This window comes from Rhodococcus sp. NPDC056960 (assembly GCF_042674125.1).
Lineage (GTDB): Bacteria > Actinomycetota > Actinomycetes > Mycobacteriales > Mycobacteriaceae > Rhodococcus_F.
This window is the reverse complement of the sequence record NZ_JBHURF010000010.1, coordinates 130247-154003: the sequence shown is the minus strand read 5'-3', so window position 1 is coordinate 154003 and position 23757 is coordinate 130247. Positions and strand designations below refer to the sequence as shown.

The 23757-nt window shown below is 69.7% G+C and carries 21 protein-coding genes; 10 read left to right on the top strand and 11 right to left on the bottom strand.

The window, feature by feature from the left end; translation table 11 throughout:
• Nucleotides 1-72 precede the first annotated feature (72 nt).
• Complete coding sequence (locus ACFTWF_RS17765) at nucleotides 73-1440, top strand: bifunctional lysylphosphatidylglycerol flippase/synthetase MprF (protein WP_378462505.1); 1368 nt, start codon at nucleotides 73-75, stop codon at nucleotides 1438-1440.
• A 9-nt stretch (nucleotides 1441-1449) separates the two neighbouring features.
• Here ACFTWF_RS17765 and ACFTWF_RS17760 read toward each other — a convergent pair whose 3' ends face one another.
• Together ACFTWF_RS17760 and ACFTWF_RS17755 are read right to left on the bottom strand one after the other, a co-directional pair.
• Nucleotides 1450-1602, bottom strand: coding sequence for a hypothetical protein (locus ACFTWF_RS17760; protein ID WP_378462504.1), 153 nt, complete (start codon nucleotides 1600-1602; stop codon nucleotides 1450-1452).
• 168 nt (nucleotides 1603-1770) lie between these two features.
• Nucleotides 1771-2826 carry a 2,3-butanediol dehydrogenase gene (locus ACFTWF_RS17755; protein ID WP_378462503.1) on the bottom strand — a complete coding sequence of 352 codons (1056 nt, stop codon included), beginning with the start codon at nucleotides 2824-2826 and terminating at the stop codon, nucleotides 1771-1773.
• A gap of 190 nt (nucleotides 2827-3016) precedes the next feature.
• Between ACFTWF_RS17755 and ACFTWF_RS17750 the strand changes: the two genes are divergently transcribed.
• Both ACFTWF_RS17750 and ACFTWF_RS17745 read left to right on the top strand, forming a co-directional pair.
• Entirely contained in the window at nucleotides 3017-3658 is a 642-nt protein-coding gene (locus ACFTWF_RS17750) for a restriction endonuclease (protein WP_378462502.1), read from the top strand.
• An 81-nt stretch (nucleotides 3659-3739) separates the two neighbouring features.
• Nucleotides 3740-4117, top strand: a complete 378-nt coding sequence (locus tag ACFTWF_RS17745; protein WP_378462501.1) for a PH domain-containing protein — start codon at nucleotides 3740-3742, stop codon at nucleotides 4115-4117.
• An 84-nt stretch (nucleotides 4118-4201) separates the two neighbouring features.
• Here the strand turns inward: ACFTWF_RS17745 and ACFTWF_RS17740 are convergent, their stop codons facing one another.
• Both ACFTWF_RS17740 and ACFTWF_RS17735 read right to left on the bottom strand, forming a co-directional pair.
• Nucleotides 4202-4663 carry a 6,7-dimethyl-8-ribityllumazine synthase gene (locus tag ACFTWF_RS17740; protein WP_378462500.1) on the bottom strand — a complete coding sequence of 154 codons (462 nt, stop codon included), beginning with the start codon at nucleotides 4661-4663 and terminating at the stop codon, nucleotides 4202-4204.
• 23 nt (nucleotides 4664-4686) lie between these two features.
• The gene (locus ACFTWF_RS17735; protein ID WP_005252722.1) at nucleotides 4687-5199 is read right to left on the bottom strand and encodes an Lrp/AsnC family transcriptional regulator; all 513 of its coding nucleotides are present in this window, start codon (nucleotides 5197-5199) and stop codon (nucleotides 4687-4689) included.
• A gap of 137 nt (nucleotides 5200-5336) precedes the next feature.
• On the opposite strand from ACFTWF_RS17735, the gene ACFTWF_RS17730 reads away from it, so the two are divergent.
• The 3 genes from ACFTWF_RS17730 (at nucleotide 5337) to ACFTWF_RS17720 (ending at nucleotide 11165) form a co-directional block, all read left to right on the top strand.
• Complete coding sequence (locus ACFTWF_RS17730) at nucleotides 5337-8849, top strand: indolepyruvate ferredoxin oxidoreductase family protein (protein ID WP_378462499.1); 3513 nt, start codon at nucleotides 5337-5339, stop codon at nucleotides 8847-8849.
• Nucleotides 8850-8855: 6 nt separating this feature from the next.
• Entirely contained in the window at nucleotides 8856-9950 is a 1095-nt protein-coding gene (locus ACFTWF_RS17725) for a Glu/Leu/Phe/Val dehydrogenase (RefSeq protein ID WP_378462498.1), read from the top strand.
• Nucleotides 9951-10031: 81 nt separating this feature from the next.
• Nucleotides 10032-11165: a methyltransferase gene (locus ACFTWF_RS17720; protein ID WP_378462497.1), complete on the top strand. Its 1134-nt coding sequence runs from the start codon at nucleotides 10032-10034 to the stop codon at nucleotides 11163-11165.
• A gap of 4 nt (nucleotides 11166-11169) precedes the next feature.
• Here the strand turns inward: ACFTWF_RS17720 and ACFTWF_RS17715 are convergent, their stop codons facing one another.
• From ACFTWF_RS17715 to ACFTWF_RS17695, 5 genes are all read right to left on the bottom strand, one after another.
• Nucleotides 11170-12618, bottom strand: a complete 1449-nt coding sequence (locus tag ACFTWF_RS17715; RefSeq protein WP_378462496.1) for a PQQ-binding-like beta-propeller repeat protein — start codon at nucleotides 12616-12618, stop codon at nucleotides 11170-11172.
• 5 nt (nucleotides 12619-12623) lie between these two features.
• Nucleotides 12624-13961 (bottom strand): hypothetical protein, encoded by a 1338-nt coding sequence (locus ACFTWF_RS17710; protein ID WP_378462495.1) that lies wholly within the window; start codon nucleotides 13959-13961, stop codon nucleotides 12624-12626.
• A 140-nt stretch (nucleotides 13962-14101) separates the two neighbouring features.
• Complete coding sequence (locus tag ACFTWF_RS17705; protein WP_378462494.1) at nucleotides 14102-15430, bottom strand: hypothetical protein; 1329 nt, start codon at nucleotides 15428-15430, stop codon at nucleotides 14102-14104.
• A 70-nt stretch (nucleotides 15431-15500) separates the two neighbouring features.
• On the bottom strand, nucleotides 15501-16166 hold the full coding sequence (locus tag ACFTWF_RS17700; protein ID WP_378462636.1) for an ESX secretion-associated protein EspG: 666 nt from the start codon (nucleotides 16164-16166) through the stop codon (nucleotides 15501-15503).
• Between the two features lie 14 nt (nucleotides 16167-16180).
• The gene (locus tag ACFTWF_RS17695) at nucleotides 16181-17092 is read right to left on the bottom strand and encodes a hypothetical protein (RefSeq protein ID WP_378462493.1); all 912 of its coding nucleotides are present in this window, start codon (nucleotides 17090-17092) and stop codon (nucleotides 16181-16183) included.
• Nucleotides 17093-17213: 121 nt separating this feature from the next.
• On the opposite strand from ACFTWF_RS17695, the gene ACFTWF_RS17690 reads away from it, so the two are divergent.
• Nucleotides 17214-18425, top strand: coding sequence for an MFS transporter (locus tag ACFTWF_RS17690; protein ID WP_378462492.1), 1212 nt, complete (start codon nucleotides 17214-17216; stop codon nucleotides 18423-18425).
• Between the two features lie 4 nt (nucleotides 18426-18429).
• Here the strand turns inward: ACFTWF_RS17690 and ACFTWF_RS17685 are convergent, their stop codons facing one another.
• Nucleotides 18430-18990 carry a hypothetical protein gene (locus ACFTWF_RS17685; protein ID WP_378462491.1) on the bottom strand — a complete coding sequence of 187 codons (561 nt, stop codon included), beginning with the start codon at nucleotides 18988-18990 and terminating at the stop codon, nucleotides 18430-18432.
• 303 nt (nucleotides 18991-19293) lie between these two features.
• On the opposite strand from ACFTWF_RS17685, the gene ACFTWF_RS17680 reads away from it, so the two are divergent.
• Together ACFTWF_RS17680 and ACFTWF_RS17675 are read left to right on the top strand one after the other, a co-directional pair.
• Nucleotides 19294-20877 carry an FAD-binding protein gene (locus ACFTWF_RS17680; RefSeq protein WP_378462490.1) on the top strand — a complete coding sequence of 528 codons (1584 nt, stop codon included), beginning with the start codon at nucleotides 19294-19296 and terminating at the stop codon, nucleotides 20875-20877.
• A complete protein-coding gene (locus ACFTWF_RS17675; RefSeq protein WP_378462489.1) occupies nucleotides 20874-21206 on the top strand; it encodes a ferredoxin family protein in 333 nt (110 codons plus the stop codon). The genes ACFTWF_RS17680 and ACFTWF_RS17675 overlap by 4 nt, the downstream gene beginning before the upstream one ends.
• A gap of 21 nt (nucleotides 21207-21227) precedes the next feature.
• Here ACFTWF_RS17675 and ACFTWF_RS17670 read toward each other — a convergent pair whose 3' ends face one another.
• Nucleotides 21228-22217, bottom strand: coding sequence for an alpha/beta hydrolase (locus tag ACFTWF_RS17670; RefSeq protein ID WP_378462488.1), 990 nt, complete (start codon nucleotides 22215-22217; stop codon nucleotides 21228-21230).
• 178 nt (nucleotides 22218-22395) lie between these two features.
• Here ACFTWF_RS17670 and ACFTWF_RS17665 point away from each other — a divergent pair, with 178 nt between their 5' ends.
• Entirely contained in the window at nucleotides 22396-23751 is a 1356-nt protein-coding gene (locus ACFTWF_RS17665; RefSeq protein ID WP_378462487.1) for a wax ester/triacylglycerol synthase family O-acyltransferase, read from the top strand.
• Nucleotides 23752-23757 lie beyond the last annotated feature (6 nt).

Genomic DNA, 23757 nt, shown 5'->3' with positions numbered 1-23757 from the left:
ACTCCTTGACCACTCACGGGCGGCGGAGCCGCTAGATTGGAGTAACGGGAACAGTCGTCACCTGGTGCGGGGGTGCGCGTGCAGAATTCGAAGCCGACTCCGACGACCGTGCCCGGGCTGCGGGTATACCGGCCCGAATCGCCCGCGGCGAGGGCGGCGCTCGTCGGCGCGACTGTCGTGGTCGGTCTCGTGCTCCTGTGGATGGCCGCGCGGTCGGGGCCCGTCCGCATGTCGATGGTCGCGGCCGGCCTCGCCGTCCTGCTGGTGGCCCGGGGGCTGCACCTGCGGCGGCCCGTCACCGTGACGCATGTGGTCGCGGCGGTGTTGTTCGTGGCCGCCGCCGATGTCGCCTACACGAGCGCCCATCCGGCGCCGGGGTTCGTCCTCCTGGTGGCGACCGGGCCCGTCCTGATGCTGCCGGTGCGCAGTGTGCCGCAACCCGAGGACCGCGCCCGCATCTCCGCGCTGATCCAGCGGACCACGGACGACCCGCTGTCGCCGTTCGCCCTCAATTCGGCGAAGTCGTACTACTTCAACGCGTCGGGCACCGCGGCGATCGCGTACCGGACGCGGTCCGGGATCGCGGTGGTGTCCGGCGACCCGCTCGGCGACCCGGTCGAATTCGGCGCGCTCCTCGACGAGTTCTCCGAGTTCGCCGCCGAACGCGGCTGGCGCGTCGCGGTGCTCGGCGCGGGGGAGCGCGCCGGCAGATTGTGGGAGACCGGCAGCGACACCCGACAGTCGTTGCGAGCGGTGCCGATCGGACGCGACGTGGTGATCGACGTCGGGCACTTCACAATGGAGGGCAGGAAGTTCCGCAACCTGCGGCAGGCCGTGCAGCGCACCCACAACGCCGGGATCACCACCGAGATCGTCCCGGAGGCCGCCTTGGACGAACCGACACGGCGCGAGTTGACGGACATCGTCGACGACGCCCGCGCCGGGCATCAGCGCCGCGGGTTCTCGATGATCCTCGACCACCTGCTGGACGGGACGCTCCCCGGCCTTCTCCTCGTCGTCGCACGCGATACGTCCGGGCGTGCAGTCGCCTTCCAGCGGTACGGGACCGCCGATTCGGCGCGGGAACTGAGCCTCGACGTGCCGTGGCGCGGCCACGACGCACCGAACGGCACCGACGAACGCATGTCCGTCGACGTCATCCGCTACGCCGAGCAGACCGGTGCGCGATACGTCTCGCTGTCGTTCGCGGCGTTTCCCGAACTCCTCGACCCCCGCGCGCCCGGTGCGGGGGCGCGACTCTTCCGCCGGGTCCTGCACCTCGGCGACGTGCTGATCTCGCTCGAGTCGCTGTACCGCTACCTCGGCAAGTTCCATTCGACGGGGAACCGGCGTTACGTGCTCCTGCGGTTCCGCTACCTGCTGCCCGTCGCGTTCGCGTGCCTGACGTTCGAGTTCGTGCCGCACCGGGAACGGGGCTGAGGCGCGGGGTCAGAAGTCGAAGTTCTTCTCGTTCGTCGCGGTGAGCGCGTCGAGGACGGCCGCGAGGTCGGTCTTGGAGACGTCCCGGGTCCCCTCCTTCGGGCTCGGTCGCGGCGCCTTCTTCGCTGGGGACTGCTTCTTGCCGGGCCGTTCATCCGTCATCTGTGCACCTTCGCGATATGCCGAGCCGGACAGGTTACCCATGAGTACACCCGCGAATCCGAGACGCCGCAACTTGGCGGGACCCTGATGTGATGCGGTGCACGCCGAGACAGCTACCTGTCAGCAACTGCGGTGGATCGCGAATTCGGGTTTCCGGGCCCCTGCAGGTCAGGCCCGTACCAGGATCTTCACTGCCGTGTCGTTGTGCTCGATCAACGTCGTGAGGCCCTCGGACACCAGGTGGTCGAGCTCGATCCGGCCGGTGATGAACGGGGCCAGGTCGATCACCCCGCTGCGCAGCATCTCGATCACCGCCTCGTGATCGCGGACGTAGGCGATGGTGCCGCGCAGGTCGATCTCCTGGAGGACGAGCTTCTGCATGTCGACCGTCGCCGGCTTTCCCCAGATCGACACGTTCACCACGACCGCCGCGGGCCGGACGGCGTCCAGGATGGTGTCGAGGACGGCGTTGACCCCGGCGCACTCGAACCCGAGGTCGGCGCCGACACCGTCGGTCAGCTCGAGCACCCGGGCCTTAACGTCCTCCGACGACGGGTCGATGACGTGGTGAGCGACCCCGCTCGACAGTGCCTTCTCCTTCCGGGCGTCGCTGAGTTCGGTGACGATCGTGGTGACACCGAGACCCTTCAGGACCGCGGCGACGAGGAGCCCGATCGGCCCGGCGCCGCCGACGAGCGCGACGTCGCCGGCCTTGGCGCCGCTGCGGACGACCGCGTGATGCGCGACGCTGAGCGGTTCGATCAGGGCCGCCTCGTCGAGGGGGATGTCGCCGATCTTGTGCACCCACCGGCGGTCGACCACCACCTTCTCGCTGAGTCCACCTCCGCCACCGGCCAATCCGATGAAGCCCATCTTCGTACACAGGTGATAGTTGCCTGCCGTGCAGGACGCGCACTCGTTGCACACGAAGTACGGCTCCACCACCACGTTGTCGCCCACGGCGACGTCGGTGACGCCCTCACCGACCTCCTCGACAGTCCCGGAGAACTCGTGGCCCATCGTCACCGGCGCGTTCTCGTGCGACAGCGGATGGGGATGTCCGGGCGGGGAGATGAAGATCGGGCCCTCGAGGTACTCGTGGAGGTCGGTGCCGCAGATGCCGCACCACGCGACCCGGAGTTTCACCGCGCCCGGCCGCAGTTCCGGCTCGGGGATGTCGTCGATCCGGATGTCGCGTCGTCCGTGGAAGCGTGCTGCCCTCATGAATCCGCCCTCACTGCGTTGTGAACGTGCTGATTCGGGTAACCGTACGGCCGCCGGCGGGGAGCGGGAAGAGTTGCAGTGTGTTGCAATTCGATGCCGCCGGTGTGACGTTCACCGGCGGATAGCTGGTTTGGCCGGATCTGCGGGTACCTTCGAAGGGAAAGATTAGTTCGATCTGGGGGAGTGAGGCATGGCACGCATACGCACGGCGGCCGAAGCTGAAATCAACGCCGCCGAGCAGATGCAGAAGCTCGGGTACGGCGACGCCACAGCGCTACTCGGAGGCGCGGACGGCGGCATCGACGTGTACTCGTCGCGCGCGTACGCGCAGGTGAAGTGGCGGGGCGGCAGCGCAGGCAAGGCGGACCTCGCGAACCTCTACGACACCCGCGGAACCAGTCACGCCCGCAAACTCCTGTACTTCTCCGGCCCCGGATACACCGACGACGCCGTCGACTACGCGGACACGGTGGGCATCGCCCTGTTCCGGTGCGAGCCCGACGGCGAAACCCCGCCCGTCGGCGCGCACGCCCCGAAACTGGTGGCGGCCGCGCGTAACTCGACGGTTGCGGTGGCCCCGTCCCCGCCGCCCCCACCGGAGCCCGAGTCGCCGGCGCGCATCGTCGCCCGCAACGCCTGGGCGATGGTCGCCGGCTTCTTCGGCGCCCACTGGCAACTCCTCGGCGCCGTCGTCTGCACGATCGTTCTCATGATCGCCCCCTTCGGCGAAGGGAACGTGGGGCTGCGCGTCTTCGCGACCATTCTCGCCGTCGTCGGCGCACCGGTCTTCTGGCTCCTCTTCATCCAGCGGCGGCATGCGAAGGACCGATAGTTCGAACCCGTAACGATGTCGCTCGTGCCGACGACAGCCAGCGTGACTGTCGGCAATCGAGTGGAATCGCGGAGATGAAATATGGGCTTGATGAACGGCCTCATAGGTAATGCGGGAAAGATCGACCCGGCGGCTGCGCAGGCGGAGTACTCGCGACTCCTCGGGAACGGTGAGCAGATCCACGCCGCGTATCTGCTGGTTCGCGACGCTTTCCTGTTCACCAACCGACGACTCATCCTCGTCGACAAGCAGGGATTCACCGGCAAGAAGATCGAATACCACAGCGTGCTCTACAAATCGATCACGCATTTCGCGGTGGAGACTGCCGGCAATTTCGATCTCGACGCCGAACTGAAGATCTGGATCTCCGGGAATCCGGTGCCGCTGCAGAAGCAGTTCTCTAAGTCCGTGGACATCTACGAGGTGCAGGCGATTCTGTCGCATTTCGTCGCCGTCTAGCGGCACCCACCCCCGCACTACGAGAAACCGCCGCCGGTACGTACCGGCGGCGGTTTCTCGTAGTGGGTTCGGAGGAGGCGAAGCTCAGTTCGCGGTCGGCAGCGACTTCAGCGACGTGACGGTGGCGACGCAGGCCCGCGCGGCCTCGGCGCCCTTCTTGACGAAGTGCTCACGGAAGTACGTGAGGTGTTCTTCGTGCTCGTGGAAGTGGTGCGGCGTCAGTACAACCGAGAAGACCGGCACGTCCGTGTCGAGTTGCACGCGCATGAGGCCGTCGATGACCGCGGTCGCGACGAACTCGTGCCGGTAGATGCCACCGTCCACGACGAGTGCCGCGGCGACGACGGCGTCGTAGCGTCCGGTGAGCGCGAGCCGGCGTGCGTGCAGCGGGATCTCGAACGCGCCCGGAACCTCGAAGAAGTCCAGTTCGTCCTTGGAATACCCCAGCGTGGTCACCTCGTCGGTGAATCCCTCGCGCGCGCGGTCGACGATGTTGCGGTGCCATGTGGCCTGGATGAACGCGATCCGTCCCTGACTCTCACTCATGGTCTGAAACTACTGCACCGGTGTCAGCGCTGTGAACGGGGCAGTGCCGTCGACCGACCCCACCCCGAGTCGTCGGTGAGGTGCTCGAGCAGCGGCTGAATGCGGTACGGCAGCGGGCTGGTCAACGCGATCGTGGTGGTCGAGTGCGTGATGCCGGGCAGGTTCGCGATCTTCTCGAGCAACTTCTGCAGTTCCGCGTGCGTGGACGTCGCCACCCGCACCAGCAGGTCTTCGCGACCGGTGGTCGCGTGGATCTCGATGACCTCGGGCAGGTCGACGAGACGGTTGCCGACGGCGGTCAGCTTGCCCTGCTCGAGTTCCAGCCCCACGAACGCCTGGATGGGAATCCCGACCTCGGCGAGGTCGAGGTTGGGGCGGAAACCGGTGAGCAGTCCGCTGGTCTCCATCCGCTTCATCCGGGACTGCACGGTGTTGCGGGCGACGCCCAGCGAGTTGGCGAGTTCGGCCACGCTCATGCGTGAGTCCTTGCCGAGCAGTCCGAGCAACTGCACGTCGAGCTTGTCGATGCTGAGCACTTTGGGCACCTCCGGGAAGTGACGACCGTCACCGATTGCGTGAACTGATCAGTTCATCCGATTTGCGTTGACCAAATCATAGAGCAGATACAGGATCAAGCTCACGAAATGCTCAACGCGACGGATCGGGAATCGCAATGACTCAGCTAGACGACGCTCGTACCAGTGCAGCATCCTTTGATCTCGCCGACCGATACCGGGCCGATTCGGGCCCGGTGTTGATGACCGGTGTCCAGGCCATCGCCCGCCAGTTGGTGGAGCAGCACGAACGCGACCGCCGCGCCGGTCTGAACGTCGCGACGTTCGTCTCCGGCTACCAGGGCAGCCCCCTCGCCGGCCTCGACCGCACCATCGCCGCCATCCCCACGTTGAGCACTGACCACGACGTCAAGTTCGTGCCCGGCATGAACGAGGAACTCGCCGCGACGTCCGTCTGGGGCAGCCAGGTAGACCTCCCGCAGGGCGAGCGCACCCACGACGGCGTCGTCGGCGTCTGGTACGGCAAGGGTCCCGGACTCGACCGCGCCAGCGACTCCATCCGGCACGCCGCGATGTACGGCGCGAACGCCCGCGGCGGCGTCCTCGTCCTCGTCGGCGACGACCCCAACGCCAAGTCCTCCACCATCCCGTGCGCCAGCGAGCGGTCCATGGCCGCGATGGGCATGCCGGTGTTCTTCCCGCGCAACGCCGAGGAGGTCATCACCTTCGGCCTGTACGGGGTGGCGCTGTCCCGGATCTCCGGCTGCTGGTCGGGCATGAAGATCGTCGCCGACGTGGCCGACGGACTGTGGACTCTCGACCGCGACTTCGCCGACCTCGACATCGTGCTCCCCGAGATCGAGTGGAACGGCAAGCCGTGGTCGTACCGGCAGCGCGTGCTCGCGTCCCCGCCCGACAGCGTCTACGCCGAGGCCGACCTGTACGGGCCGCGCTGGGCGATGGTCGAGGCGTTCAACGCCGCCAACGAGATCGACAAGATCGAGGTCAACCCGCGCAACGCGTGGCTGGGCATCGCCGCCGTCGGCACCGCCTACGACTCCCTGCGCCAGGCCCTGCTCGACCTCGGACTCGGCGACTCCCAGCTCGAGGACGCCGGCATCCGCATCCTCCGCGTCGGCATGCCGTACCCGCTGGGTGCCGACCAGGTTCGCGAACTCGCCGACGGCGTCGAGCAGGTCCTCGTCGTCGAGGAGAAGATGCCGTTCGTCGAGTCCCAGCTCAAGGACATCCTCTACGGCGGCACCAGCGCACCCGCCGTGCTGGGGAAGAAGAACGCGCAGGGCAAGAACCTGATCCCCGTCGACGGTGAACTGACCGCCGCGCGTCTCACCGGACCGCTGCGCCGCGTCCTGAAGGATCGGGTCGCGCTGACACCGGCCCCGCCGCCGCGCCTCGAGCTGACCGTCCTCCCGACGTCGCGCACCCCGTACTTCTGCTCCGGCTGCCCGCACAACCGCTCCACCGCGGTGCCCGAGGGATCGATCGCGGGCGGCGGCATCGGCTGCCACACGCTGGTCACGATGTCCGGCCGCACCGACAGCGCCGTCACGATGCTCACCCAGATGGGCGGCGAGGGCGCACAGTGGATCGGGCAGGCCCCGTTCAGCGACGTCAAGCACATGTTCCAGAACGTCGGCGACGGCACCTACTTCCACTCCGGCCAGCTCGCCGTGCAGGCGTGCGTCGCCGCCGGAGTCAACATCACCTACAAGGTGCTCTACAACTCCGCCGTCGCGATGACCGGCGCGCAGGACGCCGAGGCCGGGCTGACCGTGCCGCAGCTGACCCACAAGCTGGCGTCCGAGGGCGTCAAGCAGATCATCGTCTGCGCCGAGGACCCCAAGCGGCACAAGGGCGCCCACTTCGCCGCCAACACCCTGCTGTGGGACCGCACCCGGCTCGACGAGGCGCAGCGCGTCCTCCGAGACATCGAGGGCGTCACCGTGCTGATCTTCGACCAGCAGTGCGCCGCCGAGGCCCGACGCAAGCGCAAGCGCGGCAAGCTCCCCGCCCGCCGCACCCGCGTCGTCATCAACGAGGCCGTCTGCGAGGGCTGCGGCGACTGCGGCGTCAAGTCCAACTGCCTGTCGGTGCAGCCCGTCGACACCGAGTTCGGCCGCAAGACCAAGATCGACCAGACCAGCTGCAACACCGACTACTCCTGCCTCGAGGGTGACTGCCCGTCGTTCGTGACGGTCGAGCTGCCCGAGGAAGGCGCACCGAAGACGCTGCGCGAGATCCCCGTTCCGCCGGAGATCGGCGACCCCGATCCCGCCGTGTGGACCGGAACGCACAACCTGTTCATGGCCGGCGTCGGTGGTACCGGCATCGTCACCGTCAACCAGGTGCTCGGCATGGCCGCGCTGCGCGCCGGACTGCACGTCGAGGGACTCGACCAGACCGGTCTCAGCCAGAAGGCCGGACCCGTCACCTCGCACCTGCGGCTCAGTGATCAGAAGACACGGTCGGGAAGCTCGGCGCCGTCCAACCGGATCAGCCCCGCGACCGCCGACTGCGTCCTCGCGTTCGACCTGCTGACCGCGGCCGACGCCAAGTACGCCGGCTTCGGCAGCTCCGACCGCACCATCACCGTCGCGTCGACCAGCCAGACCCCCACCGGCGACATGGTCTACGACCCCGCCGTCCGCTACCCCGACGAGGACAAGCTGCTCGAGCGTCTCGACGTCTCGGCCCGCGAACTCACCGCGATCGACGGACTCGCCGCCGCCACCGCACTGTTCGGCAGCACCGCCGCCGCCAACTTCCTGCTGGTCGGCGCCGCCTACCAGGCCGGCGGACTGCCCGTCCCCGCCCGGTTCATCGAGGAGGCCCTCGAGATCAACGGGGTCGCCGTCGAGTCCAACAAGGCCGCATTCCACTGGGGTCGCGTCGCCGTCGCCGACCGGGAGGCCTTCCTCGCCGCCACCAGCTCGGCCGCCGTGCCGCAGCGCAGCGACACCGTCGTCCCGACTCACCTGTTCGCCGGATCCACCCTGGGTGGTGCGACGCTCGAGCTCACCGAACGCCGCGCCGCGAATCTCGTTGCCTTCCAGGGTGACCGCGTCGCCGCCCGCTACATCACCCTCGTGCAGCAGGCGTGGGACGCCGAGCGCGCACTGGGTGCCCGGACCGAGTTCAGCGAGGCCGTCGCCGCCGGACTGCACAAGCTCACCGCCTACAAGGACGAGTACGAAGTGGCCCGGATGCTCACCGACCAGGCCTTCCTCGACGCCGCCGCCGGCGAGGTCCCCGGCGCCGGCAAGCTCACCTACAAGCTGCACCCGCCCGTCCTCAAGGCCATGGGCCGCAAGAGCAAGATCGGCTTCGGTCCCCGCTCGCACGTCGCGCTCAAGACCCTCGCCAAGGCGAAGTTCCTGCGCGGCACCGCGTTCGACCCCTTCGGTTACGCCAAGGTCCGTCGTCTCGAGCGTCAACTGCTCGCGCACTACGAGACCACGGTCGCCGGCCTCGTCGCCGGCCTGACCGCCGACACCTACGACACCGCCACGCTGATCGCCGACGCTCCCGACCTCGTCCGGGGCTACGAGGACGTGAAGCTGCGCAACGTCACCGTCTACCTCCAGCGTCTCGCCGAACTCGGCGTCGACACCTCCACCATCACCATCGCCACCACTCCGGAAAGGTCCTGAGAAGACATGAGTCTCACCGCGGAACGTCACGACACCGCACTGCCCGACAACGCCGGAGTGTTCGAGCGCACCGATTTCCCCACCGACACCGCCCACGAGCAGGTGACGTTCTTCCAGGACCCCGCCACCGGACTCAAGGCGATCGTCGCGATCCACGACACCACCCTCGGCCCGGCGCTCGGCGGCACCCGCTTCTACCCGTACACCGACGAGGCCGCCGCCCTCAAGGACGTGCTGCGCCTGTCCCGCGGCATGACCTACAAGTCCGCGATCGCCGGAGTCGACCTCGGCGGCGGCAAGGCCGTCATCATCGGCGACCCCGCCACCGGAAAGTCGGAGGCGCTGCTCGAGGCGTACGCCCGCTTCGTCCAGACCCTCGGCGGCCGGTACATCACCGCCGGTGACGTGGGCACCAACTCCGACGACCTCGATGTGATGGGCCGCGCCACCGACTACGTCGTCGGACGCAACACGGCCGCGGGAGGGTCCGGCGACAGCGCCCCGATGACCGCGCTCGGCGTCTTCCAGGGCATGCGCGCCGCCGCACAGGCCAGATGGGGAACTCCGAGCCTCGCCGGCCGCACCGTCGGCGTCGAGGGCACCGGCAAGGTCGGCTACCAGCTGATCAAGCTGCTGCTCGCCGACGGCGCGTCGGTGGTCGCCACCGACGTCAACACCGCCGCCCTCGACCGGGTGGCCCGCGACTTCCCCGAGGTCGCGATCGCATCCACCGTCATCGACCGGGAACTCGACGTCTACGCGCCCTGCGCGATGGGCGCCACCCTCACCGACGAATCCGTCGCCGCGATCACCGCCGACATCATCTGCGGGGCCGCGAACAACCAGCTCGCCCACCCCGCGGTCGAGCACGACCTCGGCGAACGCGGCATCACCTGGGTCCCCGATTACGTCGCCAACGGCGGCGGACTCATCCAGGTCGCGGGAGAACGACTCGGCACCTCCGCCGCCGACGTCCGCGCACAGGTCGAGAAGATCTTCGCCACCGTCGTGCAGATCCTCGACGTCGCGAAGCGGGACGGCATCCTCGCCGGCGCCGCAGCCGACGCCGTCGCCGAGGCCCGGATCGCCGCAGCCCGGTAGGCGGCTCCGCCGCCCGTGCGCCTTTCTGGCAGTTCCGGCTACCAAAAAGGCGCACGGGCGCGAAGCGCCTATGGTGGTGCGATGGAAAACGAGTTCGTCCGCTGGACCGAGGACGGCATCGAGCATTCGGCGGTGTGGCGGTCCACCAGCGGAGCGACGCCGCCGAAGAAGGTCCGGGTGGCCGACGACTCGATGACCGCCGACGAGGCGTACCGCCTGGCGTGTGAGGGGACAGCGCTGCTGTGGCGGGGAGATTTCCACAACGCCCGCCAACTCGGTACCGCCGTCGCCGCGCGCACGGACCGGAAGGCCCGCAGGACGTCGACCGACCCCGCGACCGCGTTCCACCTGCACCGGCAGACGCAGTCGCGGCGGGCGAACATCCTCGGGATGCTGCTGGTGCCGTTCGACGCCGACCAGACCGTCCCGCTGCGCCGCGCCCCCGACGTCCGGCAGGCCGTGCGCGACGCGTTCGGAGCGACGGATCAGCCCACCGTTGCCAGCCTGCGTGATCTGCTGGGCGCGATCGGCGCCCACGAGTGGCAGAAGAAGGGCGTCGAGATCCCCGCGCTCGGTGCGCGTATCCACCCCGGCTACGGCGTGTTCTCACCGATTCGCGGCGAATACGTCGACCTCGTCGCCGACACCCCGCTGCCGTCGCTCGCGACGGCGTTCGACGTCGGCACCGGCACCGGGGTGCTGGCCGCGGTCCTCGCGCACCGCGGCGTCGAGAAGGTGATCGCGACCGAACTCGACGCGAACGCACTGGCGTGCGCCCGGGCGAATCTGGACCGGCTCGGCTACTCCGACCGCGTGCAGGTGGTGGAGACCGATCTGTTCCCCGAGGGGAGAGCGCCGCTGGTGGTGTGCAACCCGCCGTGGATCCCCGCCCGCCCCACGTCGCCGATCGAGTACGCGATCTACGACCCGGACAGCCGGATGCTCCGCGGATTCCTCGCCGGCCTCGCCGAGCATCTCGAGCCCGGGGGAGAGGGGTGGCTCGTCCTGTCCGACATCGCCGAGCACCTCGGCCTCCGGACCCGCGAGGAATTACTGACCCTGATCGACGACGCGGGCCTCACCGTCCTCGGGCGGCGGGACGTCGCGCCCCGGCACGGCAAGGTCGCCGACCGCACGGACGCGCTGCACGCCGCCCGCAAGCGGGAAGTGACGTCGCTGTGGCGTCTCGGTGCGCGGGACGCGTCCACCGGGTAGTCCGTCACCCGGCCGTACCCAACCCGACCATCGTCCCCGACGTCAGGTAGACCAGGCCGACATCCGACGCCGCGACCACGGGTGTGCTGTCCCACGCGTCGTCGTCGATCACGGTCCGCAGCGGAAGCGTCCACAGTTCCTCGCCCGACCGCACGTTCTCGCCGCGCAGCATGTCGGATTCGAGCACGACCGCGGTATCGCCCTCCGCGGCGATCGCGGTGCCGGACGAGTCGGAGTGCCTGCGCCACAACCGTTCCCCGGACCTCAGGTCGATGGCGGATTGCGTCTTGCCTTCGATGTCGCGCAGCAACGCGACGTCCCCGACGACGGCGAAGGCGGTGCCCTGCGTCGCGTTCGGGCCGTACGACTCCGGCGTGTTGACGTGCGGCGTCGACACGAGATCGGGGCTCGTCCATCGCAGTTCGCCCGTCCCGCGGTCGTAGGCGCCGTCGCCGAGCAGCACCGGAATCGTGGTGTCGGCGGGGCGGTCGATGTCCAGGGCGTGCACGGCGGCCACGTCCGACGTCGCGAGGACGCGTCCGGTGCGATCGACGGCCTCCGAACCGAGCACCGCGCTGAGATTGCAGTCGCTGTGGACGCGGACGACCACCCCGCCCTCGGTGGCCCGGGCGGACTGCGTGCAATCGGGCAGTGTGCGGGTGAACGTCGGACGTCCGGTCGCGAGATCGAACCCCGCCGCCTCGCCGCCGAGTTCGAGCACCCCCTGACCGTGGTCGGTGCTCATGAGGTGGCCGAACGCGTCCTCCCACGCGGACCCGAGATCGAATCGCTGCGACCAGCGGCTGTCGGGATCGGTGGGGATGCCGCTGTGCACCCGGATGTCGTCGGATTCCGGGTCGCCTTCCATGACGTACACCCAGTCGTCGGCGACCGTCAGCGCGAGGATCGTCCAGTCGGTCGGCGTGCGGGTCACGGATCCGGTCTGGGTGTCGACGGTGAGAAGGGCAGGGGAGTCCTCGAACGGGGTCGTGTAGCAGATCATCCGCCCGGCGGCGAGGGTGTCGGCGCACCCGCCCAGGGGCTCGACCGGTGCCTCCCAGCGCACCGTTCCGGTGCCGGCGTCCACCCCGACCAGCCTGGTCTCATCCAGTCCCGACGTCTGCTGATTCACCAGCCCGACCATGGTGACCAGGACCGGTCCGGCGTCGACGAAACCCGGTTCACCCGAATCGAATCCGCTGCCGTGCACCGGGTTGCGGAAGACGGCGAACTGCCGGTCGTACGTCGCGGCCGCGTCCAGCGACCACTCCGCGCGCGGTGCGCCGGGCGACGCCTCCGGGGCGTCGGCGCCTACGAAGCCGGTCAGTCCGGGGATGTTCACCTCCGGATGCTCCGGTTCGTGCGCGACCACGGTGACGACGGCGCCGGCCACAGTCACGACCGCCACGAGCGCTGCGGCCCAGAGGTTTCGGGTGCTCTTGTCGACGCCCATGTCGGCTACAGCTCCAATCCGGGTGTCGTGGCCAGGGATTCGAGAAGCTCGTAGGGCAGCGGCGTGGCCGGGTGCGTCGAGGTCGAGCTGATGGAGACCCGGGTGCCCGACGGCCGCGTCAGCGTCACGTACCGGCCCGCCTCGGCGGCGTCCGGGTTTCCGGGTTCGACGGCTGCGGACGTGTACCCGTCGCGCCGCTCCAGCACCGAGCCGTCGGGCAGCCGCGTGGCCTCCGCGACCATCGGGTCGTAGGACGGGTCGTACTTGTCCGGCACGTCCGGAACGGTGTAGCCGCCCTCGATCGAGAGTCGCAGGGTGCCCTCCGATCCCGGGGTGGTGACGTCGACGTTCTCGCACACCGCGTTGTCGCTGTACTCGGCCAGTTGCAGCGATCCGAGCGGTTGCGACAGCGCGATGCCCCGATCGCGCCAGGCGGCATCGAGCACGGCATTCAGGCGGTCCAGGTCCTCGCGGGTCAGCGCCGGTCCGTCGTCGTCCGAGCCGCCCCCGGATCCACACGACGTCGGGGGAGGCGGGGTACCCGCCGGAACCTGTGTGCTCACCCGCAGTTCGGGGCGCAACACGACGGCGGTGAGTTCGTCGATCGTCAGGGGGATCTGCCCGCTGTACTTCGCGCCCGGGTCGGACTCGGCGAAGTTCTCGTCGGTGGCGTTCGCGTGGATCCACGTGCCGTCCGGGAAGTAGCCGGCGACGCTCCGTGACAGCGTGCGGCGGCCGTCGTACTCGGTCCACGTGTCGTCCGCGTCCAGCACCGTGCCGTCGGGCAGCGTCGTGCGGCGGTCGAGTTCCCCGGCGACACACGGCGGAATCGGCCGGTCCGCCTTGCTGACCGACATCCACAGCGAGCCGGGGACCGAATCCCTGAGCAGTGGTCCCTGCGCGCTGGTGACGCCGCCGAAATCGTCCGACGCCTCCGGCTGGTCGTACACCGGAATCGGCTCGAACAGCAGCGATTCGGTGGGGCTGACGAAGGGAATTGCCACGGCCTCCGGCAGCGCGTCGTGCACCGCGGCGGTCATCGCCGACGCCTTCAGCGCCGAGAACCACGGGTACCGCGGGTTGTCGTAACTCTGCTCGCCGCCGACGAACGCGGAGAAGGTCACTCCCTTCGACGGCGGTTCCACCGTCGCGCAACCGGGGATGTCGACGGGATACTCGACCGGCGGGGTGACATAGGACGGGAACCCGGGAGCGTCCGCGAGTATCGCCGTGCCGGGCCCCGAATCGAGTTGTCCCGCGACGATCACCCCGCACGCCATGATCGAGACCACGACGAGACCCGTCGTCCAGCGGTCCTTGCGCCTGTCCACCCCGTCGCTCACTTGGCCCCACCCGTGTCGCAGGCGCTCACCCCGAACGAAGGAGCATCCGAAGTCCTATTCGTCACGATTGCGAGGATCGTTACCCCTGTGAGTGGTTCGCGAGTCCAGGGACTCGTCGACCGCGCACGGGCGCGGAGCGCCTACTCCTCGGGGTTGGTGAACAGTCCCATCTGCTCGGGCTGCGGTTTCGTGTCGGGTGCGGAGGTCGGCGGCCGCACGACGGTGCGGAGGGCGTGCCGCAGGGTGCCGACGACCCGCTCCCAGTGGTCCGCCGACGCGTCGTCGGCGTCGCGCAACTGACTGACCCAGGCGGTGCCGGTGTCGAGGAGCGCGAGGATCCGGTCGCGGTCGCGACCGCAGACGTCGGCGACGACCGCGGGATCGCTCTCGTCCGCTGGTCCGGGATCGAGATGGAACAGCGTCAGCAGTTCCTTGGGCAGGTCCGTCGACGACATCCGGCTCTCGGTCCGAACTCCGGGTTCCGGTTCGAGGTCCTCGTCGGGCGCGGACTCGCGGGTGAAGAACAGTTCGCCCCCGAACCGTGCCGCGAAGTCGGCGTCGACGGTGCGCAGGAACTCGGCGAACGTCTTGCAGGTGTCCGTGAGGTGCTGCGGAACGAACGGGTTGCCCGACACTTCGAGGAACGCCGACAGGCGATCGTCCACCAGCACGAACTTGATCCGCGACCACGTGCGGTTGAGGTCGGCGGTGACCTCGGCGGCCCGGGTGCGGTCGCTGATGTCGTGGACGAGGGGCGCGAACAGTTGCACGTCGACGGAGTCGGCGAGCGGACCGACGAACAGAATGGTGTTGCCCATCCGGATCGGGACGTCGCCATCCGGGTCGCGTTCGGGCAGCAGACCCAGCATCGGTACGAGCGAGAGCGTGATCAGCTCGTGCAGATGCTCGGCGTCGCGCGGGACGACGGCCGCGCCGGGGTCGAGCTGCGCGACCAGCTGCGGCCGCACCGCTATCGGGTCGAACGTGGCGTCGGGGTCGGTGCTCGACGTTTCGGTACTCAGGAACGCCGGATGCGTGATGCCCCAGACGTCGCGGAACGCGGCCACCGCCATCGCAGCCAGCTGATCCGACCACGACAGTTTCTTGTCGACGTAGAACGCGGGGGAGCCGTCGTCGGGTTCGTCGTCCGGACCGCGGGTCGGACGGTTCCAGCCCAGCTCGGTGAGGTACGTCTGCTCGGCATCGGTCAGCGCCCGGTCGGGGTGCAGGTAGTGGTTCGACGGAATCTCGCAGCGCACCGTGTCGCCGTCCCACACGACGAACTGGATGCACGGCATCAGCCCCCGGGATTCGTCGAGTTCCTCGAACCCCGATTCGAGCACCAGAAGGTCCTCGTTCTGCATCGCTGCCAGATAGTCCGCGAGCCGCCGCTGGAACTCGGCCCAGTCGCGGTTCACGCTCGAATCCAGATCGAAGTCCTGCATGTCTGCTCCGTCCGGGTCGGCCACGAGTCACGTTCTTCCGGTCTATACGGTAGCGGCGATCGCCCGTACCGCAGCGCAGGAGGGTGCGGCGGCGTCAGACGGGGTGACCGGCGGCGATCCGTCCGGTCAGCCGGGTGACGGCGTCGAGGAGGTCCCACGACGTGCCCGGTGTCACCGCGACGGACGCATCGCCCCACACCAGATACCGGCCGTCGCCGTCGATGTCACGCCACGCGAGACCACCGACGGGCCGCGGCGAATGTCGCGACCCCCGGACGACGGTGACGACCCCCTGGCTCGTCGCGGGCCGGTCGAGGATGCGGGCCGCCGCCGGTGCGTTCCCGTCGGATGTGACCGGGACCACGACGCCCGCCGCGGCTCCCGCGTCCGTATCGGGAAGTTGCGCGATGAGCTGCCGGCCGAGGTCGTACGGTTCGCAGCGGCGCATCACCACCTCGGAACCAGGATGCTGCACGGCCGCGACCGCGTGCCCGCGCGACAGCGCACCCACCATGCGGACCGGTGTCGCCTCGGTACCGATCGACCCGGCGATCTCGATACGGAGGTCGGGTTCGGCGAGAACCAGCAACGCCGCTTCGAGCGGATCGTGCTCGGGACCGGCGAAGTCGGCGCGGATCCGGCGCTGCGCGACGTCGTACTCGTCGGCGGTGGCCAGCTCGCTCGTGACCGCGAACGGGTATGGGATGCGGTCCTGGCCGGTGCGGGCCCACAACGCCGAGAACTGCGGACCGCCGAGCACCCAGTACCCCACGGCTATTCGCCGATCACCGCGGGCGTGACGAGCGGCAGCTTCCCGACGAGTTCGCTGGCCTCGTCGATGCTTTCGAGGTAGGTCGGGGATTCCTCCTCGGGTTCCCGCTCGGGCGCCGGTGCCGGCGGGCTCGGCCGTGCGGGGGTGGCGGCCCGGTGCGACGCCACCACGTGGTGCGCGTACTGCGCGACCCCGCCGCCGACGGCCCCGGCCAGTGCCGCGCCCGCGATCGATGCGGGGGCCGCCGGTGCGATCTCGTGCGAGTCCTGAGGACGGACCTCGCCGCTCTTCCGGTGCTCGTTGTGCGGGACGGAATCGGATGCGGGCTCGGCCACCTGCTGATCACTGGGAATGCCGTGCACCCCGTTCGGCCCGAAATCGAATCCCACCGGCTGCGCGGTCGTCGCAGGGTGTGTCGCGGCGAACGGGTCGGCGGGCAGTTGTTCGTCCGCGGCCCGGTACGCCGACGCGTACAGCGTCTGCATGGCCGACTTCGCGTCCTGTTCCGCGGCGTCGGCCTCGGCGCCCGCGGTCCAGTTCGCCGGCAGCACCCGGGTCCAGTCGGCCGGTGGGTCGAGGGGCGGACCGACCGCGCCGCGCACCGCTTCGGCGCCGGCGGTCGCCTGCCGCAGCGCATTCCCGACCTCGGCGAATCTCCCGCTCACGTGTGCGGCCCGGGCGGCGTAGTCGTCGAGGGTCGACACCACCGCGTCCGCGGCCCGCCCGCGCCAGCCGTTGCCGACCGCGGCACGGGTCGCGTCGTCGAACGCGGAGACGGACTCCCGGAACGCCCGGCCGAGGTCGTCCCAGGCCGCGGCGACCGCCCCCGACCGGGCCGGGTCGATGGCGTCGACCGCGGCCCCGATGGCGTGGTGATCCCACGAGCCCGACTGAAAATTCTCCCCGCCGTTCATCCCCGACCTCCGACCCTTGGACACCTGGTCCCGGAGTGGACCCCCCAATCCGGCGGGAAGCCACCTTACCGACTCCGGCACGGGGCTTGTCACCGCTCCCGATCTCCGAAAAGCTCGGTCCATGCCTTCGTCCTCGCCCGCAGTGTCCGGAACGCGCACCCGGCGGACGTCCGCCCTCGCGGTCGGGGCCACGTCGTTCGCGTTCCTCGTCACGATGATGGGCACGACACTGCCCACCCCGCTCTACTCCATCTACGCGCAGGAGCTGTCGTTCAGCGCCCTCACCGTCACGATCCTGTTCGCCGTGTACGCGGTGGGCGTCGTGGCGGCGCTCGCCCTGTTCGGGCGGCTGTCCGACGACGTCGGCCGCCGCCCGGTGCTCTTCATCGCGGTCGCCCTCGCCGCGGTCAGTGCCGTGCTGTTCCTGCTGCCGTCGACGCTTCCGGTGTTCGTGGTGGCCCGGGTGATCTCCGGGCTGTCCGCCGGCCTCATGACCGGCACCGGCACCGCCGCGGTGATCGACCTGTTCCCACCCGACCGCAAGGCCGTCGGCGGAATGCTCGCGGTCGCCGTGAACACCGGCGGTCTCGGATTGGGCACGCTCAGCGCAGGCGTCCTCGCCGACCTCACCTCGAGCCCGCTCACCATCCCCTACGTGGTGAATCTCGTGCTCGCCGTCCTCGCGGGAGTCGCGTTGTGGTTCTTCGCGCCCGCGCCGGCGATCCGTCCGACGTGGCGGATCCGGCCCCGGCGACTGCAGGTTCCCGCCTCGATCCGCGGCGCCTTCGTCACCGCGGTACTCGCCGCCGGAACGGCGTTCGCGGTGACCGGTGTGCTCACCGCCGTGTCGGCGCTGTTCCTGACGGAATACCTCGGATCCAGGAGCCACACGATGGCCGGGCTCGTCGTGTTCCTGACGTTCCTGTTCATGGCGGTCGGGCAACTCCTGGCCCGCCGGATGTCGACGTCCGCCGCCATGCTCGTCGGGTGCCTCGCCCTGATCCCCGCCGCGGCACTACTGGCCCTCGCGCTGGCGAACACGATCCTGTTGCCGCTGCTCGCGTCGTCGGTGGTGCTCGGCGTCGCCGGGGGACTGTGCCTCAACGCGTCGATCGCGACCACCGTCGAACGGGTCGAACAGCAATTCCGCGGTGGGGTGTCGTCGGCGTTCTTCGCGGGGATCTACGTGATGCTGGCAGTCCCCGCGGTCGGTGTCGGTGTGCTGGCCCGCTTCACCGACCTGCGCACCGCCGGGATCGTCTTCAGCGCCCTGGTCGCCGTGCTGGGCGCCGGTGTGGCCGTCGCACAGCTGATCGGGCGCCGGCGTACCTGAGCGGTTACCAGCCTCGCGGCCGGGTGGTGATCGGCGGCATCGTGATCACCGGACGCGTCGTCGTGGTCGTCGTGGTCGTCGTGACCGGCGGCGCGGCCGCGATCCGCGGCGTGGTCACCTCGGTCGTCTCGATGGTCTCTTCGGTCGTCGTGATCACGGGAGCCTGGGTCACCGGTGTCGTGACGGGGGCGACGGTGACGATCGGGGGCGGCACGATCGTGGTCCTGAGCGGGGGCGGCGGAGGTGCGATGGTCGTCGTCGTGGGGGTGGGCGGCGGTGCGGTGGTGACCGGTGCCGGTTCGGTGGTGAGCGTGACCGCCCGCGGCGTGGTGAGCTCGGCCATCTGCCACGTGGGCGTCGGCGGGACGAACACCTGAAACGTGGTCTTGGCCGGCTCCGCCTGATATGTACCGGCGGCCTGCAGACCCTCCGACGTCAACGGCGGCGGCACGACCGCCGGCCCGCGACTGCCGAACGCGCCGCCTGCGGCACCGATCATCAGCCCGGAGACCGCCGAAACGGTGGCGATCGCGAGTGCCCCGACCGCTACAGTCCTGTCGTCCATGCGTTACCCGTCCTCGGCGTGCAAATGCGTCCACCATAGAGGGCGGTGCCACCCGCCGCCGCACGTATCCGGGTAGCGACGCGTCCGGGACGGTTCGCTCGATCGTTGCTGCACGACCGCCGGCATTCGGCGCACGCTGACGAGAACCCTTGTTCGGACGAGCCGGTCGGCCGACGATCGAACGGTATCCATACCGCTCCGACCGGGGGTAACGATGATTCTGCTCGACCGCCTGTTCCGCCGCCGCCCGCTGACCGAACGCACCGGAGCGGCTGTCGTTGCCTCGGCCATTCAGTTCGCTTCGTGAGCGACCTCGAGATCGTCGCCGACGTCCTCGTCCTCGGCGGCGGCCCCGCCGGAACGTGGGCGGCACTGTCGGCGGCCCGGGCGGGCGCCCGGGTCGTTCTCGCCGACAAGGGGTACTGCGGCACCAGCGGCCCCACCGCGTCGGGCGGCAACAACCTATGGAACATCCCGCCCGGTCCTGCGCGCGAACGGTCCGTGCAGGCCCGGTTCGAGGACGGCGGCAGACTGTCCGAGCCGGCCTGGATGTACCGGGTGCTCGAGGAGACCCACCACCGGGTGGACGAACTCGCCGACGCTGGATACCGGTTTCCGTCCGGCGACGACGGCCGGGAAGTGCGCACCAGCCTGCAGGGGCCGGAGTACATGCGCCGGATGCGCCGGCGTGTGCACCGTGCCGGCGTCACCATCCTCGATCACAGCCCCGCACTCGAACTGCTCGTCACCGGCGACGGCATCGTGTCCGGCGCCGCCGGTCTGCAGCGACAGAGCGGATACGCGCCGTGGTCGGTGCGCGCCGGGGCGGTGGTCGTGGCGACCGGCGGCTGCGCGTTCCTGTCGGGAAGCTTCGGAACCAACGTCGACACCGGGGACGGACTCCTCATGGCCGCGGAGGTCGGGGCGTCGTTCTCCGGCATGGAATTCTCGACGGCCTACGCGCTGGCGCCCGCGTGGAGCGGGCACACCAAGGGCCTGATGATGCAGTTCGCCACCTACTACGACGCGGACGGTCAGCCTCTCGGCGACGGTGGCTTCTCCGCGCGCGGAGCCGCGATGGCACATCTCGCCACCGGTCGCCCCGTGTACGCGAGGCTGGACCGCGCCCGGCCCGACATCCGCGCCGCCATGCGAGCGTCGCAGCCGAACTACTTTCTGCCGCTGGACAAGGCGGGGATCGACCCGTTCACGCAGAAGTATCCGGTGCGCGCCGTCCTCGAAGGCACGGTGCGCGGAACCGGGGGCATCCGCGTGACCGGAACGGACTGCGCCGGCGACGTTCCCGGACTGTTCGTGGCGGGCGACGCGGCCACCCGCGAGCTGATCACCGGCGGTCGCAGCGGCGGCGGCAGCCACAACGGGGCGTGGGCGATCTCCTCGGGCACGTGGGCGGGCGCCGGCGCGGCCCGGTTCGCTCGACTGCATTCCGTTCCCGACCGCGTGCGGGGCGCGGGGACGGCGGGTCTGCGGGGGCCGTCGGCCCGCCGGCAGGCGTCGCGCGCCATCGTCGGACTCGTGCAGGAGCACACCCTGCCGCTGCGGCGCAGCTACCGGCGCACCGCGACGAGCCTGCACGACAGTGTGACCGCGCTCGACGAGGCCTGGTCGGGTGCCGCCGATCTGCTCGGCGGCTCCGAACGGGAACTGCTGCAGTCACGTTCGGCGGCCGCGATGCTGGCGGTCGCTCGGTGGGCGACGCACTCGGCGCGGGCGCGGACCGAGACGCGGGGCATGCACGTGCGCACCGACCACCCCGGCACCGACCCGGCGCAGACCCGTCGGCTGCTGTCCGGCGGGCTCGGTGAGGTGTGGGTGCGACCCGAACGGGGCACGGCCCGCGCGGACGCCGGGACGGTCGCGTCGTGATCGAGGTCGTCGTCGCCGACCGCTGCGTGCGGTGCGACATCTGCATCAAGGTCTGTCCGACGGACGTGTTCCGCCGCGGCACGGACGGCATTCCCGTCGTCGCGCACCAGGAGGACTGTCAGACGTGCTTCATGTGTGAGGCCAACTGTCCCACCGACGCACTGTATGTCGCACCGTTCGAGACCCCGGTTCCCGAGGACTCGACGCACACCGACGCCGAGGGGCTGGCAGAGTCGGGGGCCCTCGGCGCCTACCGCGCCGTGATCGGGTGGGGCGGAAAGCGCACACCGGGTTCCACGCTCGACCGGAACCACCTCTTCACCCCGTGAGTACTTGTTAACCGCCCGCGGTTAACAAGTACTCACAGGGGTGGCCTTGCGGATGAACCGGCCGATCTCGCGGATGGCGCGGGTGCCCTCGGGCAGCAGGCCGGCCGCGGCCTGGAAGACGTGCACCTGCCGCTCCCACACCTGCAGTTCGCACGGCACCCCCGCCTGGGACAGCCGCTCCGACATCAGTTCGGCGTCGACGTACACCATTTCCTGCGAGCCGGTCTGGATCAGCGCCGGCGGCATCGAGGCGAGCGAGCCGTCCACGGGTGACGTGGACGGCTCGTGCCCGCCCCGGGTGTCCAGCCTCTCGATCAGCCTGGACAGGGCACCGACCGCGCGCGTGGGGAAGACGGCGCAGAGGTCGGCGTTGGGATGGGCCAGCTTGTTGACGGGGTCGAGGTCGGTCAGCGGCGACAGCGCGACGTCCGCGGCCGGGCGCGGCAACCCCTGCCGCAGGGCTTCGAGGGTGACCATGAACGTGAGGAATCCGCCGGCCGAGTCGCCGGCGACGACGATGCGGTCCGCCGTGTAACCGTGCGCGAGCAGCCACCGGTAGCCGTCGACCCCGTCCTCGACGGCCGCCCTGATGGGGTTGCGGGGGATCATGCGGTACGCGACGTTCAGTGTCGACGCCTGCGACTCCGCCGCGATCCGGGACACCATCTGACGGTGCGAGTTGATCCCGCAGCACAGGAACGCCCCGCCGTGGAGGTAGAGGATGGCCCGGTCGCCGAGTTCACCCGGCGGTCGGATCCATTCGGCGCGGCAGTTCGGCAGCCGGACCGGCCGGCGCTGGGTACCGCGGATCGGACCGAGGGAGTACCCGAACAGGTCGACCACTCCCGTGGGCCACGGGAGTTCGGGGTAGCGCGCCCACCCGTCGAGGAACGGCCGGACGGTACGGCGCAGGGTGTGCGCGAGGGCCGCCGACTGCAGGCTGGTTCCGGCGAACTCCCGCCGCGTCACCGGCACGGGTGACGGACAGAATTCGTAAGTCGCAGTGCTCATTGCCTGCCTCCGTTCCGGCCTCTGTTCCCACCGACGTACTGCCTTCAGGCGTGCCACCTCTTTGCGCCGTACGATCTACATCGAAGTTGGTCGCACGGACGCTACGCCCGACGTAGCATCCAGACGGAAGTCGTAATGGGATAGTGACCGAGTGGGGGTGAACGTCCAGGTGGGGCTCATGCCGGTTACCGATTCGATATTCCTGCTGGCCGAGTCGCGAGAGCATCCGATGCACGTGGGATCGCTCGAATTGTTCACACCGCCGGAGGGCGCGGGCCCCGACTACGTGAAGTCGATGCACGAGACCCTGCTGAAGCACACCGACGTCGACGCCACCTTCCGCAAGAAGCCGGCGGGTCCCGTCGGAAGTCTCGGGAACGTGTGGTGGGCGGACGAGTCGGCCGTCGATCTCGAATACCACGTGCGTCATTCGGCTCTCCCGTCCCCGTACCGGGTGCGGGAACTGCTCACGCTGACGTCCCGGTTGCACGGCACGCTGCTGGACCGCCACCGCCCGCTGTGGGAGATGTATCTGATCGAGGGTCTCGACGACGGCCGGTTCGCCATCTACACCAAACTGCATCATTCGCTGATGGACGGGGTCTCCGGGCTGCGGTTGCTGATGCGGACGTTGTCGACCGACCCCGACGTGCGCGACGCACCGCCGCCGTGGGATCTGCCGCGCCGAGGCTCCACCAACGGTTCCGTTCCCGACGTCCGGTCGGTGGTGAACGGTGTCCGTCGCACGGTCGGGGACGTGGCCGGTCTGGCGCCGGCGTCGCTGCGCATCGCCCGCACCGTGATGGGGCAGCACGACATGAAGTTCCCGTACGAGGCGCCCCGCACCATGTTCAACGTCCCGATCGGCGGGGCGCGCCGGTTCGCCGCGCAGTCGTGGCCGCTCGAGCGAGTACACGCGGTCCGGAAGGCTGCCGGGGTCAGCGTCAACGACGTGGTGATGGCCATGTGCGCCGGCGCGCTGCGGGGGTACCTGGACGAGCAGAATGCGCTGCCGGAGAAGCCACTGATCGCGATGGTTCCGGTGTCGCTGCGCGACGAGCGGCAGGTCGACGCCGGCGGCAACGCGGTAGGCGTCACGTTGTGCAACCTGGCGACGGACGTCGACGACCCGGCCGACCGGCTGACGGCGATCTCCGCGTCGATGTCCCAGGGGAAGGAACTGTTCGGCAGCCTCACGTCGATGCAGGCGCTGGCGTGGTCCGCGATCAACATGTCGCCGATCGCGTTGACGCCGGTGCCCGGATTCGTGCGGTTCACGCCGCCGCCGTTCAACGTGATCATCTCCAACGTTCCGGGACCGCGGGAAACCATGTACTGGAACGGGTCCCGGCTCGACGGCATCTACCCGACGTCGGTGGTGCTGGACGGGCAGGCCCTCAACATCACGCTCACCACCAACGGCGACAACCTCGATTTCGGTGTCATCGGGTGCCGCCGCTCGGTGCCGAGCCTGCAACGGATCCTGTTCTACCTGGAGACGGCGCTCGGCGAACTCGAGGCGGCATTGCTCTGAGACGCC

Coding starts and splice junctions, on each gene's coding strand:
- ACFTWF_RS17760 (WP_378462504.1), bottom strand. CDS start 1,602: ATGACGGATGAACGGCCCGGCAAGAAGCAGTCCCCAGCGAAGAAGGCG.
- ACFTWF_RS17755 (WP_378462503.1), bottom strand. CDS start 2,826: ATGAGGGCAGCACGCTTCCACGGACGACGCGACATCCGGATCGACGAC.
- ACFTWF_RS17750 (WP_378462502.1), top strand. CDS start 3,017: ATGGCACGCATACGCACGGCGGCCGAAGCTGAAATCAACGCCGCCGAG.
- ACFTWF_RS17745 (WP_378462501.1), top strand. CDS start 3,740: ATGGGCTTGATGAACGGCCTCATAGGTAATGCGGGAAAGATCGACCCG.
- ACFTWF_RS17740 (WP_378462500.1), bottom strand. CDS start 4,663: ATGAGTGAGAGTCAGGGACGGATCGCGTTCATCCAGGCCACATGGCAC.
- ACFTWF_RS17730 (WP_378462499.1), top strand. CDS start 5,337: ATGACTCAGCTAGACGACGCTCGTACCAGTGCAGCATCCTTTGATCTC.
- ACFTWF_RS17725 (WP_378462498.1), top strand. CDS start 8,856: ATGAGTCTCACCGCGGAACGTCACGACACCGCACTGCCCGACAACGCC.
- ACFTWF_RS17720 (WP_378462497.1), top strand. CDS start 10,032: ATGGAAAACGAGTTCGTCCGCTGGACCGAGGACGGCATCGAGCATTCG.
- ACFTWF_RS17715 (WP_378462496.1), bottom strand. CDS start 12,618: ATGGGCGTCGACAAGAGCACCCGAAACCTCTGGGCCGCAGCGCTCGTG.
- ACFTWF_RS17695 (WP_378462493.1), bottom strand. CDS start 17,092: ATGAACGGCGGGGAGAATTTTCAGTCGGGCTCGTGGGATCACCACGCC.
- ACFTWF_RS17690 (WP_378462492.1), top strand. CDS start 17,214: ATGCCTTCGTCCTCGCCCGCAGTGTCCGGAACGCGCACCCGGCGGACG.
- ACFTWF_RS17685 (WP_378462491.1), bottom strand. CDS start 18,990: ATGGACGACAGGACTGTAGCGGTCGGGGCACTCGCGATCGCCACCGTT.
- ACFTWF_RS17670 (WP_378462488.1), bottom strand. CDS start 22,217: ATGAGCACTGCGACTTACGAATTCTGTCCGTCACCCGTGCCGGTGACG.
- ACFTWF_RS17665 (WP_378462487.1), top strand. CDS start 22,396: ATGCCGGTTACCGATTCGATATTCCTGCTGGCCGAGTCGCGAGAGCAT.